General features: G+C 73.4%; 13 protein-coding genes. 4 read left to right on the top strand and 9 right to left on the bottom strand.

Annotated elements, in window-relative coordinates; all coding sequences use genetic code 11:
* Window positions 1-78: 78 nt before the first annotated feature.
* Window positions 79-1,008, top strand: coding sequence for a hypothetical protein (locus IE311_RS28470; RefSeq protein ID WP_189834710.1), 930 nt, complete (start codon window positions 79-81; stop codon window positions 1,006-1,008).
* Window positions 1,009-1,017: 9 nt separating this feature from the next.
* On the opposite strand, the gene IE311_RS28465 is transcribed toward IE311_RS28470, so the two are convergent.
* Genes IE311_RS28465 through IE311_RS28455 form a run of 3 tightly spaced genes read right to left on the bottom strand, consistent with a single transcriptional unit; the run spans window position 1,018 to window position 2,955 of the window.
* Window positions 1,018-1,326 (bottom strand): AzlD domain-containing protein, encoded by a 309-nt coding sequence (locus IE311_RS28465; protein WP_189834709.1) that lies wholly within the window; start codon window positions 1,324-1,326, stop codon window positions 1,018-1,020.
* Window positions 1,323-2,075, bottom strand: coding sequence for an AzlC family ABC transporter permease (locus IE311_RS28460; RefSeq protein ID WP_189834708.1), 753 nt, complete (start codon window positions 2,073-2,075; stop codon window positions 1,323-1,325). Before IE311_RS28460 ends, IE311_RS28465 begins: the two co-directional genes overlap by 4 nt.
* Window positions 2,076-2,085: 10 nt before the next feature.
* Window positions 2,086-2,955, bottom strand: coding sequence for an AraC family transcriptional regulator (locus IE311_RS28455; RefSeq protein WP_189834707.1), 870 nt, complete (start codon window positions 2,953-2,955; stop codon window positions 2,086-2,088).
* Window positions 2,956-3,169: 214 nt separating this feature from the next.
* Here IE311_RS28455 and IE311_RS28450 point away from each other — a divergent pair, with 214 nt between their 5' ends.
* From IE311_RS28450 to IE311_RS28440, 3 genes are all read left to right on the top strand, one after another.
* Window positions 3,170-7,819, top strand: a complete 4,650-nt coding sequence (locus IE311_RS28450; RefSeq protein ID WP_189834706.1) for an Lhr family ATP-dependent helicase — start codon at window positions 3,170-3,172, stop codon at window positions 7,817-7,819.
* 95 nt (window positions 7,820-7,914) lie between these two features.
* Window positions 7,915-8,736: an Fpg/Nei family DNA glycosylase gene (locus IE311_RS28445; protein ID WP_189834705.1), complete on the top strand. Its 822-nt coding sequence runs from the start codon at window positions 7,915-7,917 to the stop codon at window positions 8,734-8,736.
* Between the two features lie 32 nt (window positions 8,737-8,768).
* Complete coding sequence (locus IE311_RS28440) at window positions 8,769-9,671, top strand: SDR family NAD(P)-dependent oxidoreductase (protein WP_229902219.1); 903 nt, start codon at window positions 8,769-8,771, stop codon at window positions 9,669-9,671.
* On the opposite strand, the gene IE311_RS28435 is transcribed toward IE311_RS28440, so the two are convergent.
* The 6 genes from IE311_RS28435 to IE311_RS28410 all read right to left on the bottom strand — a co-directional run bounded on the left by IE311_RS28435 (window position 9,619) and on the right by IE311_RS28410 (window position 14,243).
* Window positions 9,619-9,888 (bottom strand): hypothetical protein, encoded by a 270-nt coding sequence (locus IE311_RS28435; RefSeq protein ID WP_189834704.1) that lies wholly within the window; start codon window positions 9,886-9,888, stop codon window positions 9,619-9,621. The two genes, IE311_RS28440 and IE311_RS28435, sit on opposite strands and share 53 nt — an antisense overlap.
* A gap of 237 nt (window positions 9,889-10,125) precedes the next feature.
* Window positions 10,126-10,512: a helix-turn-helix domain-containing protein gene (locus IE311_RS28430; RefSeq protein ID WP_189834703.1), complete on the bottom strand. Its 387-nt coding sequence runs from the start codon at window positions 10,510-10,512 to the stop codon at window positions 10,126-10,128.
* 109 nt (window positions 10,513-10,621) lie between these two features.
* Window positions 10,622-11,143 carry a CinA family protein gene (locus tag IE311_RS28425; RefSeq protein WP_189834702.1) on the bottom strand — a complete coding sequence of 174 codons (522 nt, stop codon included), beginning with the start codon at window positions 11,141-11,143 and terminating at the stop codon, window positions 10,622-10,624.
* Window positions 11,140-11,814 carry a CDP-diacylglycerol--glycerol-3-phosphate 3-phosphatidyltransferase gene (pgsA, locus tag IE311_RS28420; protein WP_189834701.1) on the bottom strand — a complete coding sequence of 225 codons (675 nt, stop codon included), beginning with the start codon at window positions 11,812-11,814 and terminating at the stop codon, window positions 11,140-11,142. The genes IE311_RS28425 and pgsA overlap by 4 nt, the downstream gene beginning before the upstream one ends.
* Window positions 11,811-13,301, bottom strand: coding sequence for a 30S ribosomal protein S12 methylthiotransferase RimO (gene rimO, locus IE311_RS28415; protein ID WP_189834700.1), 1,491 nt, complete (start codon window positions 13,299-13,301; stop codon window positions 11,811-11,813). Before rimO ends, pgsA begins: the two co-directional genes overlap by 4 nt.
* Before the next feature lie 114 nt (window positions 13,302-13,415).
* Window positions 13,416-14,243, bottom strand: a complete 828-nt coding sequence (locus tag IE311_RS28410; protein ID WP_189834699.1) for a helix-turn-helix domain-containing protein — start codon at window positions 14,241-14,243, stop codon at window positions 13,416-13,418.
* Window positions 14,244-14,503: the final 260 nt, after the last annotated feature.

Raw genomic sequence — 14,503 nt, 5'->3', positions numbered from 1 at the left:
ACTTCAGTATCCCGCTCCCAAGAGTGCAGCCCGCTCCGTAGGCCTTGTCACCGCGACTTTCCGCCCTACCGTCGGAGCATGGCCGAAAAACCCCTCTCCTCACCGCCCGCGACCCCCCTGGCCCGAGCCGAGCGTTTCGTCTGGCTGACGGCCCGTGTCCTCGAACAGCGCCGGTTCGCCTACCACTTCCTGCGCGGTGGCGCGGATCAGGTGGAGACCGCCCTCGCCGCCTACCTCGACGAGGACGGCGGCTACGGCCACGCGCTCGAACCCGATCTCCGCGGACCGGTCAGCCAGCCGCTGCACACGGCGCACGGGCTGCGGGTCCTGGACTCCATCGGCCGCTGCGGCGGGCTGCGCGTGGAGCGGATCTGCCGCTACCTGACGGACGTGTCCACCCACGACGGCGCGCTCCCGGCGATCCATCCGTCCCAGCGCGGCTACCCGTCCGCGCCGTTCGTCCCCGTCGTGGACTCGCCGCCGAGCGCGCTGCTGACGACGGGCCCGGTGGTCGGGGTGCTGCACCGCAACCAGGTGTGGCACGCGTGGCTGTTCCGGGCCACCGAGTTCTGCTGGTCGGCGGTGGAATCGCTCGAGACGTCGCATCCGTACGAGATCGAGGCCGCCGTCGCGTTCCTGGACGGGGCGCCGGACCGCTCGCGCGCGGAGGCGGCCGCCTACCGGCTCGGGTGTCTGGTCCGTGAGCAGCGGCTCGCCGTCCTGGACCCGGACGAGGAGGGGGACTACCCCGTCGCCGAGGGGTACGCGCCCGGGGAGCTCCACTTCCCGCACGACTACGCGCGCGTGCCGGACTCGCTGGCCGCCCGCTGGTTCACGGACAAGGAGATGGCCCGTTCCCTGGACCGGCTCGCGGCCGACCAGCAGGAGGACGGCGGCTGGCCGATCCGCTGGCGCTCCTGGGCCCCCGGCTCAGCCCTGGAGTGGCGGCCGATCGTCACGATCGAGGCCCTGCGCACCCTGCGCGCCCACGGTCGCCCCGTCGGCTGACCCGGGCGGTCACCAGCCCAGGGCCCGTACCCCCGCCGTGACGGCGACGGCCGCGCCCACGACGACCAGGAAGGGGGCCCGCAGGACGAGCGCGACGGCGGCCGCGGCGAGTCCCGCGGCGCGGGCGTCCAGGACGACGGCGTCGCCCGCGCCGAACGTCTGCTGTGCGGTGAGCGCGGCGAGCAGCGCGACGGGGAGCAACGCCGCGAGCCGCTGGACGAGCGGCCGCTCCAGCGCTCCGGCGGGTACGAGCAGGCCGACCAGCTTCACCAGGTAGCAACCGGCGGCGGTCAAGGCGATCGCGATCCAGATGTTCATCGGGAGTCCTTCTCTCGTCCGGCGGGAGTCGTCCGGCGGCCCCGGAACCAGAGCACGAGGGGCGCGGCGAGGGCCGCCGCGAGGACCGGGACGCCGGCGGGCAGCACGGGGAGCAGCCCGAGGCCGAGCAGGACGGCGATCCCGGCGGTGGCCCGCTCGGTCGCGGACTTCAGCATGGGGGCGAGCAGGGCGAGGAAGACGGCGGGGCCCGCCGCGTCGAGCCCCCAGGCCTCGGTGTCGCCGATCGCCTCGGCGCCGAGCGCCCCGAGCAGGGTGGTCGCGTTCCACAGGACGTACAGGGTGAGTCCGGTGACGGTGAAGCCGATCCTGGCGGCCCGCCGGGACGGCTGGGCGAGGGCGACGGCCGTGGTCTCGTCGATCACCCAGTGCGCGGCGAGCGGCCTGACGGCCTTGGGCACGGCGAGGAGCTGGGAGAGCCGCAGGCCGTAGAAGGCGTTGCGGGTGCCGAGGAAGAAGGCGCCCGCGGCGGCCGTGAAGGGGTTGCCGCCCGCGGCGAGCGCTCCGACCAGGGCGAACTGTGAGGCGCCGGTGAAGACGAGCAGGCTGAGGAGGCAGGTCTGGAGGACGCTGAGTCCGGCGCCGGCCGAGGTCACGCCGAAGGCGAAGCCGGAGAGGCCGACGGCGATGCCGACGCCGAGGGCGTCGCGGACGACGGCCGCGTCGGGTTTGGCCGGGGCCGCGGGCGGTGAGTTCTCGCGTATGACGGGAGGTGCTGTCTGTTCTGCCACGTCAGGGACGTTACGGCAGCTCCGGCGGCCCGGTCTTGTACGTTCTTGCGGCGGGCCCCGCGCTGCCCCGCGCGCGCTGGTAGGCCCCCGGAGGCACCCCGACGCTGCGGGTGAAGTGCCGGTTGAGGTGCGACTGGTCGGTGAAGCCGACGACCGCCGCCGCCTCCGCCGGAGGCGTCCCCGCGTCGAGCAGCTGTCTGGCCCGGCGCACGCGCGCGTCGGTGAGCCAGGTGTGCGGCGGCATCCCGTACGCGTCACGGAAGGCCCGGAGCAGGGCGAACGGGCTGGTGCCGAGATCGGCGGCGAGCCGTTCCAGGGTCGGCGGCTCGACCATGCGGTCCTCCAGGAGCGCACGCGCGCGTGCCGCGTTCCTCGCGCCCGCGGAGCGGGGCGGGAGCGGGGCGACGATCCCGCCGTGGCTGCGCAGCATCCGGGCGGTGACCAACCGGAGCAGGCTGTCGGCCGCGAGCGCGTTGCCCTCCTCGGCGGCCCGGTGGACGCCGACGACGAGCCGGGCGGCGTACGGGTCGTCCACGACGGGCGAGGTGAAGCCGACCGAGCCGCGCAGGGCGAGGGTGTCGGCGGCGATGGAACGGACGATCTCCGCGTCGGGGTAGATCGTGCGGTAGGTCCAGCCCTCGGGCACGCCCGCGTGTCCGGTGTGCGGGGTGTCGGGGTTCACCAGGGCGATCTGGCCGGGGCCCGCGTGGACGAGGTCGTCGCGGTAGTGGAAGGCCTCGACGCCCTCGGTGATCGCGGCGAAGACGAAGGTCTCGTGGGTGTGCCGGGCGAAGGCCTTGCGGATGTAGTGGGCGTGCAGCAGGTCGACCCCGGGCAGCTCGGCGTACTGCCAGTACCGTGCCCGCTCCCCGCTCGCCATGCCTCCATTCTGCGACAGGCACCCGGGCAGCGCCGTGGGGCCGGGCACGCCGAGGCCAGGCACCGGTCCGGGGCCGCACCGCCCACACCATCGCCGCCCGTACCGCCCACGCCGCCCGCCCCATCCTCGCCCTCCGCACCGGACGCGGCTCCGGCCGCCGCCGAATATCCCCAGGTCCCGGCGGTTGTCAGTGCTCGGGTGCACGATGGGGGACATGGTCAGGTCCGCGCTCGACTCGTTCTCCCCCGCGACCCGTGGTTGGTTCACCGGGGCCTTCACCGCGCCCACGGCGGCGCAGGAGGGCGCCTGGAAGGCCATCGGGGCGGGTTCCGACGTGCTCGTCGTCGCTCCGACCGGCTCGGGCAAGACACTGGCCGCGTTCCTCGCCTCGCTGGACGGGCTGGCCTCCTCGCCCCCGCCGGCCGAGCCGAAGAAGCGCTGCCGGGTGCTGTACGTGTCGCCGCTGAAGGCCCTCGCCGTGGACGTCGAGCGGAACCTGCGCTCGCCGCTGACCGGTATCCGCCAGGAATCGGTGCGTCTCGGTCTGCCCGAGCCGGACATCCGGGTCGGCATCCGGTCCGGAGACACCCCGCCCGCCGAGCGCCGGTCGCTGGCGACCCGGCCGCCGGACATCCTGATCACCACTCCCGAGTCGCTGTTCCTGATGCTGACCTCCGCCACCCGTGAGGCACTCGCGGGCGTGGAGACGGTCATCCTGGACGAGGTCCACGCGGTCGCGAGCACGAAGCGGGGCGCGCACCTGGCCCTCTCCCTGGAGCGGCTCGACGAGCTGCTGCCGCGTCCCGCGCGCCGGATCGGCCTGTCGGCCACGGTCCGCCCGGTGGACGAGGTGGCCCGCTATCTGTCGCCGGGGCGTGCGGTGGAGATCGTCCAGCCGCCGTCGGGGAAGGAGTTCGACCTCTCCGTCGTCGTCCCCGTCGAGGACATGGGGGAGCTGGGCGGCTCCCCCGCCTCCGAGGGCAAGGACGGCGGCGACAAGCCGTCGATCTGGCCGCATGTCGAGGAGCGGATCGCCGACCTCGTCCAGGCCCACCGTTCCACGATCGTCTTCGCCAACTCCCGCCGTCTCGCCGAGCGTCTCTGCAACCGGCTGAACGAGATCGCTTTCGAGCGGGCGACCGGCGAACCCCTCCCCGAAGGGACTCCCCCGGCCGAGATCATGGCCCAGTCGGGGGCGGCCCTGGGCGCCCCGGCGCTGCTCGCCCGCGCCCACCACGGTTCGGTGTCGAAGGAGCAGCGCGCCCAGGTGGAGGAGGACCTGAAGGCGGGCCGACTGCCCGCCGTGGTGGCCACCTCCAGCCTGGAGCTGGGCATCGACATGGGCGCGGTCGACCTGGTCGTGCAGGTCGAGTCCCCGCCGTCGGTGGCCTCCGGGCTGCAGCGCGTCGGCCGCGCCGGGCACCAGGTCGGCGCGGTGTCGACCGGCGTGGTGTTCCCCAAGTACCGGGGCGACCTGGTGCAGGCGGCCGTGGTCACCGAGCGGATGCGAGCGGGCGCGATCGAGTCGATGCGGATCCCCGCCAATCCGCTGGACGTCCTGGCCCAGCAATTGGTCGCCGTCGTCGCCCTCGACACATGGCAGGTGGACGACCTGCTGGCGCTGGTGCGCCGGGCGGCCCCCTTCGCCTCGCTGCCCGAGTCGGCGTTCACCGGTGTGCTCGACATGCTCGCGGGCCGCTATCCGTCGGACGCCTTCGCCGAGCTGCGCCCGCGCGTGGTCTGGGACCGGGTCGCCGGGACGGTCACGGGGCGGCCGGGCGCGCAGCGCCTCGCCGTCACCTCGGGCGGCACCATCCCCGACCGGGGCCTGTTCGGGGTGTTCCTCGCGGGCTCGGACCCCAAGAAGGGCGGGGGCAGGGTCGGGGAGCTCGACGAGGAGATGGTGTACGAGTCGCGCGTCGGCGACGTGTTCACCCTGGGCACCACCTCCTGGCGGATCCAGGACATCACCCGGGACCGCGTCCTCGTCACCCCCGCGCCCGGCGTTCCGGGCCGGCTGCCGTTCTGGAAGGGCGACCAGCTGGGCCGTCCGCTCGAACTGGGGCGGGCGGTGGGCGCGTTCCTCCGCGAGGTCGGCGCACTCCCGGACGAGGACGCCCGGCTGCGACTGCTCGCCGCGGGACTGGACGCCTGGGCCGCGGAGAACGTCCTGGCGTATCTCAAGGAGCAGCGCGAGGCCTGCGGTCATGTGCCGGACGACCGCACGATCCTGGTCGAGCGCTTCCGGGACGAGCTGGGCGACTGGCGGGTCGTCATCCACTCGCCGTTCGGGGCGCAGGTCCACGCGCCGTGGGCGCTGGCGCTCGGCGCCCGGCTGGCCGAGCGGTACGGCATGGACGCGCAGGTGATGCACGCGGACGACGGCATCGTGCTGCGCCTGCCGGACGCCGATCTGATGGGCCTGGACATGGGCCTCGACCTGCTGGACCACGAACCGGTCGACCCGGGCCGACATCTCGACACGACGTACGACGCCGACAAGGCGCCCGTCGGCGCGGCCGACGCCCTCTTCGACAAGGGCGAGATCGAGCAGATCGTCACCGACCAGGTGGGCGGCTCCGCGCTGTTCGCGTCCCGCTTCCGCGAGTGCGCCGCGCGGGCCCTGCTGCTGCCCAAGCGCAACCCGGGCAAGCGCACCCCCCTCTGGCAGCAGCGGCAGCGGGCGGCCCAGCTCCTCCAGGTGGCGAGCGAGTTCGGCTCGTTCCCGATCGTCCTGGAGGCGGTCCGCGAGTGCCTCCAGGACGTCTTCGACCTCCCCGGTCTGAAGGAGCTGATGGGGGACATCGAGGCCCGCAGGGTCCGCCTGGTCGAGGTCACCACCCCCGAGCCGTCCCCGTTCGCCCGTTCCCTGCTCTTCGGCTACGTGGCGCAGTTCCTGTACGAGGGCGACTCCCCGCTCGCCGAGCGGCGGGCGGCCGCCCTCTCCCTGGACTCCCGTCTGCTCGCCGAGCTGCTCGGCCAGGCGGAGCTGCGGGAGCTGCTCGACGCGGACGTCCTGGCCGAGCTGGAGCGGGAGCTCCAGTGGCTGACGGACGACCGGCGGATCAAGGACGTGGAGGGCGTCGCCGACCTGCTGCGGGTCCTGGGCCCGCTCACCGACGCGGAGCTGGGCGAGCGCGGCGCCGACGCGGGCTGGGCGTCCGAGCTCGGGACGGCCCGCCGGGCGATCCGGGTGCGGATCGGGGGTCGGGAGCACTGGGCGGCCGTCGAGGACGCCGGACGGCTCCGGGACGCCCTGGGCACGGCCCTGCCGGTCGGCGTGCCGGAGGCCTTCACCGAGCCGGTGAAGGACCCGCTGGGCGACCTCCTCGCGCGGTACGCACGCACCCACGGCCCGTTCACCTCCTCCGAGGCCGCCGACCGCTTCGGTCTGGGCGCGGCCGTCACCGGCGGCGCCCTTCAGCGGCTCGCCGCGTCGGGGCGGGTCGTCCAGGGCGAGTTCCACCCGTCCGGCATCGGCCAGGAGTGGTGCGACGCGACCGTGCTGCGCCGGCTGCGCCGCCGCTCCCTCGCGGCCCTGCGCCACGAGCTGGAGCCGGTGCCCCCGGCGGCCCTCGCCACGTTCCTGCCGCAGTGGCAGCACCTGGGAGGCAACAGCCTGCGCGGGATCGACGGTCTTGCCCGCGCGCTCGAGCAGCTCCAGGGCGCGCCCGTCCCCGCCTCGGCCCTGGAGAAGCTGATCCTGCCGTCGAGGGTCCGGGACTACTCCCCGGCCCTCCTCGACGAGCTGACGACCACCGGCGAGGTGGTCTGGGCGGGAGCCGGGGCCCTGCCCGGCAAGGACGGCTGGGTGTCGCTGTACCTCGCGGACGCGGCGCCGCTCCTCCTCCCGCCACCGCATCCGCTGGAGCTGTCGGCCCTCCACGAGTCGGTGCTCACCACCCTCTCCGGCGGGTACGGCCTGTTCTTCCGCCAGATCGCCGACCAGGTCCGGGCCACCACCCACCCGGACGCCACCGACCCGCAGCTCGCCGACGCCCTCTGGGACCTGGCGTGGTCGGGCCGGCTCACCAACGACACCCTGGCCCCGCTGCGCGCGCTCCTCGGCTCGGGCCGCACCGCCGGATCCACCGCCCACCGGGCGCGCCGCACGGTCCCGCGGGGCCGGTACGGCACGCTGACGGCCGCCGCCCGCCCCGCCTCCCGCACGGGCCCGCCCACGGTCTCCGGCCGCTGGTCGCTGCTGCCCGCACTCGAACCGGAGCCGACCCACCGGGCGCACGCCCTCGCCCGTACCCTCCTGGACCGGCACGGTGTGGTGACCCGGGGCGCGGTGGCCACCGAGGGCGTGGAGGGCGGCTTCTCGGCCGTGTACCGGATCCTGGCCGCCTTCGAGGACAGCGGACAGGCCCGGCGGGGCTATGTGGTCGAGGGACTGGGCGCGGCCCAGTTCGCGATGGACGGGGCGGTGGACCGGCTGCGGGCCGCGTCGACCGCCCGGGACCGGGGCGTGGAGTCGGCGGCGGGTCCGCGCGCGCTGGTGCTGGCGGCGGCGGACCCGGCGAACGCGTACGGGGCGGCCCTGTCCTGGCCCGAGCCGCCGACCGGCGCCGGGCACAAGCCGGGACGGAAGGCGGGCTCCCTGGTGGTCCTGGTGGACGGCGAACTCGCGCTCTACATGGAGCGGGGCGGCAAGACGCTGCTGTCCTGGCCCTCGGACCCGGACGACCCGACGCTGACGGCGGCGGCCGAGGCCCTGGCCGCGTCGGCCCGGGCCGGCACTCTCGGCACGGTGACGGTGGAACGGATCAACGGCGCGACGTCCCTCACCTCCCCCCTGGCCCGCCCCCTGGAAGCAGCGGGCTTCCTGGCCACCCCCCGGGGCCTCCGCCTCCGCGCCTGAGGCCCTGCCGACCCGAGCACCCGCCCCCGCCCGCACCCACCCGCCCCGAGCGCCTCCTCCACCCGCACGCGCACCCCACCGAGCAGAATGGAACCGTGCCCGAAGGAGACACCGTCTGGCAGGCCGCCCACCGCCTGCACACCGCCCTGGCCGGGCGGGTCCTCACGCGCGCGGACCTGAGGGTGCCCCGGTTCGCCACCGCCGACCTCACCGGCCGGACGCTCCTCGACGTCACCCCGCGCGGCAAACACCTCCTCGCCCGGATCGAGGGCGGTCTCACCCTCCACTCCCATCTGCGGATGGACGGCGCCTGGCGGGTGTACGCCACAGGGGAACGTCCCCGCGGCGGCCCCGCCCACCAGATCCGGGCGATCCTCGGAAACGCGGAATCCACGGCGTACGGCTACCGGCTCCCGGTCCTGGAGCTCATCCGCACCGCGGACGAGCCGGGCGCCGTGGGCCACCTCGGCCCGGATCTGCTGGGACCGGGCTGGGACGCCGAGGAGGCGGCCCGACGGCTGACCGCGGACCCCGCCCGGTCGCTCGGCGAGGCCCTGCTCGACCAGCGGAACCTGGCCGGCATCGGCAACGTGTACAAGTCGGAGCTGGCCTTCCTTGCCGGTGTGACGCCCTGGCTCCCGGTCGGCGATCTGGACCCCGAGGTCCCCGCCCGTCTGGTGGCGACCGCCCACCGCCTCCTGGACGCGAACAAGGCCCGCCCCGACCGGCGCACGACCACCACGCGCCGACCGGGCGTCCCCCTCCACGTCTACGGCCGGGCGGGACACCCGTGCCTCCGCTGCGGCACCCCGATCCGCAGGGCGGAGCTCGGCGACCGGGTCACGTACTGGTGCCCCGGTTGCCAGCGGGGCCCCGACGACAGCACCCCGACCTCCGCGCATCCGCCCACTAATTGACGGACCGTCAGATCCGGTCGTACGGTCCGACCATGACGAACACGACGGGCACGACGAACACGACGGGCGCGGCGGTCACACCGGACGGGACAGGCCCGACGAACACCACGGGCACGAACACCACGGGCACGAGCGACACGACGACCCACCCCGTCGAGGCCCGCACCACAACACCGCTCCCCGCATACGACCTCACCGGCCGCACCGCGTTCGTCACCGGCGCCGCCGGCGGCATAGGCCGCGCGACGGCGCTCCTCCTCGCCCGGGCCGGCGCCACCGTGCACGGCGCGGACCGCGACGAGCAGGGCCTCGCGGAGACCGCGCGCCTGATCGCCCTCGACGGCGGCACCGCGCACGCGCACCCCCTCGACGTCACCGACCGGCCCGCCCTCGCCGCCGCCGTCCGCGCGGCGGGCCCGCTCCACGTCATGGCCGCGGTCGCCGGGATCATGCACACCAGCTCGGTCCTGGAGACCCGCGACGAGGATCTCGACCGTGTTCTCGCCGTCAACTTCAAGGGCGTGCTCTACGCGTGCCAGGAGGCGGCCCGTTCGATGATCGCCGCCGGCGTCCCCGGTTCGATCGTCACGATGGCGTCGGGTGCGATGGACACCGCGAGCCCGGGGCTGCTCTGCTACAGCGTCACCAAGGCGGCCGTGGTCCAGCTGACGAAGACGCTGGCGACGGAGGCGGGCCGACACGGCATCCGGGTGAACGCGGTGGCTCCGGGCTGGGTCCGCACCCCCATGACGGACCGGCACGAGCCGGCCGCCCAGCAGCAGGCGGAGGCCGCGATGATCCGCCACTCACCGTTGGGCCGGGTCGGGGAGGCCGAGGACATCGCGCACGCCGTCCTGCACCTCGCGTCCGACGCCTCCGCGTTCACGACAGGCCAGATCCTGCGCCCCAACGGCGGCGTCGCGATGCCCTGGTGACGTGCCGGGCGAGCAGGCCCGGCCGCCCCGACGAGGCGGCCACGTGCACCGGCAGCAGACTCAGCCCCCAGCCGCCCGCGGCGACCGCTCCCTCGATCGGCCCGGTCTCCCCCGGGGCGAGCAGCAGGCGCAGCACCGCCCACCACCAGAGCCCCCCGGCCGCCAGCCCGATCGCGACCAGCGCGAGCGTTGCCGGCGGCAACCGTCGCCGTACCATGGCCGCCTCCTGCCGTCGACGCTAGACCGGCAGGATCACCCTGCGGGAGGGCGCACCGGAGGCAAGCCCGGCGCACACGGCCCAGTCGTACGTTCCCCACCATGGCACGGCACACCGGAACCCGGCATCTCAGACAAATCGCCGCCCGCTCGGGAGAAAAGCGAAAAGCCCCGGTCAGCGCCTCACCTGGAGGCACCGACCGGGGCTCTTCCCCGCTTCGGTTCGGGCAGCGACGGATCAGGCGGCAACGACGTTGACCGCTTCCGCGGGCGCCTTGATGGTCACCCGCCCGGTGGTGGACACACCTGCCACCGATGTCACCGACACCGAATTGAGCATCGGGCGTACCGGCGTCGGCACCGGTTCGCTCGCCGCTGCCGACTCGGCCAGTTCGGCCAGTGACAGCTCGTCGCTCACTTCACGCATGAGCTCGGACATCCGTACGTCCAGCGCGTCGCAGATCGCGGAGAGCAGTTCGGAGGAAGCCTCCTTCTGCCCCCGCTCCACCTCGGAGAGATAGCCGAGCGAGACTCGGGCGGACGAGGAGACTTCGCGCAGAGTACGGCCTTGGCGCTGGCGCTGCCGACGCAGCACGTCACCCAACAGGCGACGGAGCAGAATCATCGGTGGCTCCCTCCTCGGACCGCGTAGCCGCATCCTTCACGCCCCACCGTACCGCCTCGCGCTGCGGCCGTGCGGGGAGCGATGTCGTGTTCACTCAGGGCTGCAAACATCAATTCCCCCCGTTGTGTTCCGTATCCTGTGCCCGCGCATTTCCCGAGAGTTCCTCATGGAGCAGCTCCAGCACGCTCCGTACGCTCTCTCTACGGATGTCCGCACGGTCGCCGTTCAACCTCAACGAGACCACTTTCCCGGCGCGGGCGCCCGTCTCGACCGGTCCCGCGACGGCCACGTAGACGGTTCCGACGGGCTGACCGTCCTGCGGTTCGGGGCCCGCGACGCCGGTGGTCGAGATCCCCCAGTCGGCGCCGAGCGCGGCCCGTACACCGGCCGCCATCTGCAGTGCGACCTCGGGATCCACCGCTCCGCGCTCCGCGAGCAGGGCCGCGTCGACACCGAGCAGATCCTGCTTGAGGGCCGTGGCATAGGCCGTGACGGACCCGCGGAAGGAGGCCGAGGCACCGGGCACGCCGGTGAGCTCCGCGGCCACCAGACCACCCGTGAGCGACTCCGCCGCGGCCAGCGTGTGACCACGCTCCGCGAGCAGCGCCAGCACCCGGGCGGCCCCGTTCATCGCGTCGCCGCCTCCGACCGCGCGGCGGCCCGCTCGTCGGCGAGGCCCTTGCGGCGGAGCACGACCGCCTGGCGTACGTAGTCGAGTCCGGTGACGACCGTCAGCACGACGGCCAGCGCCATCACCCAGAAGCGCAGGGTGGCCAGCGGTCCGGTGAGCATCAGCACGTACATGCCGACCGCCGTGCCCTGGGCCAGCGTCTTCATCTTCCCGCCCCGGCTGGCGGGGATGATCCCGTGCCTGATCACCCAGAACCGCATCAGGGTGATCCCCAGCTCACGGGCGAGGATGACCCCGGTGACCCACCAGGGGAGATCCCCGAGCAGGGAGAGCGAGACGAGTCCGGCCGCCATGATCGCCTTGTCGGCGATCGGGTCGGCGATCTTCCCGAAGTCCGTCACCAGGTTGTACGTCCGGGCGAGGTGTCCGTCGAAGACGTCCGTGATCATGGCGACGGCGAACGCCGCCCACGCCCAGGCGCGCCACGCGGGGTCGTGACCGCCGTCCTGGAAGAGGAGCAGGACGAAGCCCGGCACGAGCACCAGCCGGATCATGGTCAGGATGTTGGCGATGTTCCACAGGCTGGCCTGATTGACGGCCGCCGAGCCCAGCTTGCCGCGGGGCGCCGGCCTACCGGTCCCGTTCGTCGCGGATGCCGGGACTCCGGTCATCTGGCTGCCTCCTCGAAAAGACACTCGGCCACCAGGTCGACGCCTTCCGTGCCGACGACCTTCGCCATGACCATACGGCCCGGGGTCAGGTCGGGGCTCGCGCCGCCGGCCGTGGTGAGGACCACCTGGCCGTCGGTCTCGGGCGCCTGGTGGGCGGCCCGGCCGATCACGCCGTCCTCCTCGTCCACGGATTCGACCAGTACCTCAAGGGTCTCTCCGATCCGCTCCTCCGCGCGCTGGGCGGTGAGCTCCTCGGCGAGCCGGGAGAGGTGGGCGAGGCGTGCGTCGACGACGTCCTGGTCGAGCTTGTGCTCGTACCCGGCGGCCTCGGTGCCGTCCTCGTCGGAGTAGCCGAAGACGCCGATGGCGTCGAGCCGCGCGTGGGTGATGAAGCGTTCCAGCTCGGCGAAGTCCGCCTCGGTCTCGCCGGGGAAGCCGACGATGAAGTTGGAGCGGGCACCGGCCGTCGGGGCCTTGGAGCGGATGGTCTCCAGGAGCTCCAGGAAGCGGTCGGTGTCACCGAAGCGGCGCATGGCCCGCAGCACGTCGGGGGCGCTGTGCTGGAAGGACAGGTCGAAGTACGGCACGACCTTCTCGGTCGACGTGAGGACGTCGATCAGGCCGGGGCGCATCTCGGCGGGCTGGAGGTAGCTGACGCGGACGCGCTCGATGCCGTCCACGGCGGCCAGCTCGGGCAGCAGGCTCTCCAGGAGCCGGATGTCGCCGAGGTCCTTGCCGTAGGAGGTGTTGTTCTCGGAGACCAGCATGACCTCCTTGACCCCCTGCTCGGCGAGCCAGCGCGTCTCGTTGAGCACGTCGGAGGGACGGCGCGAGACGAAGGAGCCGCGGAAGGAGGGGATGGCGCAGAAGGAGCAGCGCCGGTCGCAGCCGGAGGCGAGCTTCACGGAGGCGACGGGGCTGGCGTCCAGCCGGCGGCGGAGCGGCGCACGCGGCCCGGAGGCGGGCGCGAGACCGTCCGGCAGGTCGCTCGGCACGTTCTCGGGGGCGTCCACGATGCCGTGTCCCGGGAGGGCCACCGCGGCGGCGGCCTCCTGGCGCTCCACGGGCGAGAGCGGCAGCAGCTTGCGCCGGTCACGCGGGGTGTGCGCCTCGACACTGCCACCGCTGAGGATGGTCTGGAGGCGGTTGGAGATGTCGGAGTAGTCGTCGAAGCCGAGGACGCCGTCGGCCTCCGGGAGGGCTTCGGCGAGCTCCTTGCCGTATCGCTCGGCCATACAGCCGACGGCGACCACGGCCTGGGTTCTGCCGTGGTCCTTCAGATCATTGGCTTCGAGGAGGGCGTCGACGGAGTCCTTCTTGGCGGCCTCGACGAATCCACAGGTGTTGACGACGGCTACATCCGCGTCCTCGGCGTTCTCGACGAGCTCCCAGCCGTCCGCTGCCAAGCGGCCTGCGAGCTCCTCCGAGTCCACCTCGTTACGGGCGCAGCCAAGAGTGACAAGGGCGACGGTACGGCGTTCGGGCATGGACTCAAGACTACTTCGTCCCGGCCGTTCCCCCGTCGCGCAGGGTTCACCTGCGCGACAGAGGTCACATCACGGGCCGCGGCGGCCTTCGCTCCGACCGCCGCGCCGCGGGGCTCAGCCGGCCTCGGGGTCGCCCTTGCTGTACGAGAGCCGCTCTACCTGGCCGGATTCGAAGGTGTCGGCGACCTTCTTGCCGTTGACGTAGAGCTCGATCGCGCCGGCGTTGCCGAGGACGAGGTCGACCCGCTCGTCGTCCTGGAAGGTCTTGGACTCACCGTCCAGGAGCAGCCCGTCGAAGAGGAGCTTGCCGTTCGCGGCCTTGGCCGAGATCCAGCTCTTGCCCTCGGTGGCGGTGAGCTTCACCGTGACCTTGTCCTGCGGGACCGCGGCGATCGCGCTCTCGGTGGGCTTCGGTGCGACGGGCTTGACCGGCTTCGGCTTGGCGGCGGACGTCGCCTTCTCGGGCGCGGGCGCCGGACCGCCTTCGGCGGTGGCGGTGCCCTTCGTCGCCTCGTTGCCGTCGAACATCGTGAAGCCGACGAAACCGACGACGGCGACGATGGCCGCGACCATCGCGGCGGTCCAGTTGGGCCGACGCGGCTCGGGGCGGATACGTTCCGCCTCGAACAGCGGGGCGGCGGGGGTGGGCGCGGGACGACCGCCGTGCTCGGCGTCGTACTGCTCGATCAGCGGAGCGGGATCGAGGCCGACGGCGCGCGCGAGGGTACGGATGTGCCCGCGGGCGTAGACGTCTCCGCCGCAGCGCGAGAAGTCGTCCTCCTCGATCGCGTGCACGATCGGGATCCGGACACGGGTGGAGGCACTGACCTCTTCGACGGTGAGACCGGCGGCGATGCGGGTCTGCTGGAGAGCGCGACCGATCGAGTCCCGGTCGTCTGCCGGGAAGATCCGGTCGTCTTCGGGGGAGTTGCCGATGGACACGAGAGCGCCTTTCGAGCGTGTAGCCACCTGCTGGACGTTCAGTCTATGGGTGGTACGAAAGGGTGGGGCAACCGGGCGGGTGCTGTTTGTACGCCATGAGGCTGGGACATCCTTCTGTCCCACCGCTCAACTTGACGTACGGCCAGGGGAAACGGTTGCCCTCCGTTCCCTTACGAGTGAGTCTCGGCCAGGTCTCGATCGGGTACCCCGCTCCCCGGCCCCTACTCCCACCGCCGCCCGGGTCGCCTCTTCCGGACCTC

It is taken from the genome of Streptomyces zaomyceticus (genome assembly GCF_014656215.1).
GTDB classification, from domain to species: domain Bacteria; phylum Actinomycetota; class Actinomycetes; order Streptomycetales; family Streptomycetaceae; genus Streptomyces; species Streptomyces zaomyceticus.
The sequence above is the reverse complement of the archived record's forward strand: the minus strand, read 5'-3'. Positions and strand labels throughout refer to the sequence as shown.

Bases quoted from the DNA above. Each gene is read 5' to 3' on its own strand.
- IE311_RS28470 (WP_189834710.1), top strand. From the start codon at position 79: ATGGCCGAAAAACCCCTCTCCTCACCGCCCGCGACCCCCCTGGCCCGA.
- IE311_RS28465 (WP_189834709.1), bottom strand. From the start codon at position 1,326: ATGAACATCTGGATCGCGATCGCCTTGACCGCCGCCGGTTGCTACCTG.
- IE311_RS28455 (WP_189834707.1), bottom strand. From the start codon at position 2,955: ATGGCGAGCGGGGAGCGGGCACGGTACTGGCAGTACGCCGAGCTGCCC.
- IE311_RS28450 (WP_189834706.1), top strand. From the start codon at position 3,170: ATGGTCAGGTCCGCGCTCGACTCGTTCTCCCCCGCGACCCGTGGTTGG.
- IE311_RS28440 (WP_229902219.1), top strand. From the start codon at position 8,769: ATGACGAACACGACGGGCACGACGAACACGACGGGCGCGGCGGTCACA.
- IE311_RS28435 (WP_189834704.1), bottom strand. From the start codon at position 9,888: ATGGTACGGCGACGGTTGCCGCCGGCAACGCTCGCGCTGGTCGCGATC.
- IE311_RS28430 (WP_189834703.1), bottom strand. From the start codon at position 10,512: ATGATTCTGCTCCGTCGCCTGTTGGGTGACGTGCTGCGTCGGCAGCGC.
- IE311_RS28425 (WP_189834702.1), bottom strand. From the start codon at position 11,143: ATGAACGGGGCCGCCCGGGTGCTGGCGCTGCTCGCGGAGCGTGGTCAC.
- pgsA (WP_189834701.1), bottom strand. From the start codon at position 11,814: ATGACCGGAGTCCCGGCATCCGCGACGAACGGGACCGGTAGGCCGGCG.
- rimO (WP_189834700.1), bottom strand. From the start codon at position 13,301: ATGCCCGAACGCCGTACCGTCGCCCTTGTCACTCTTGGCTGCGCCCGT.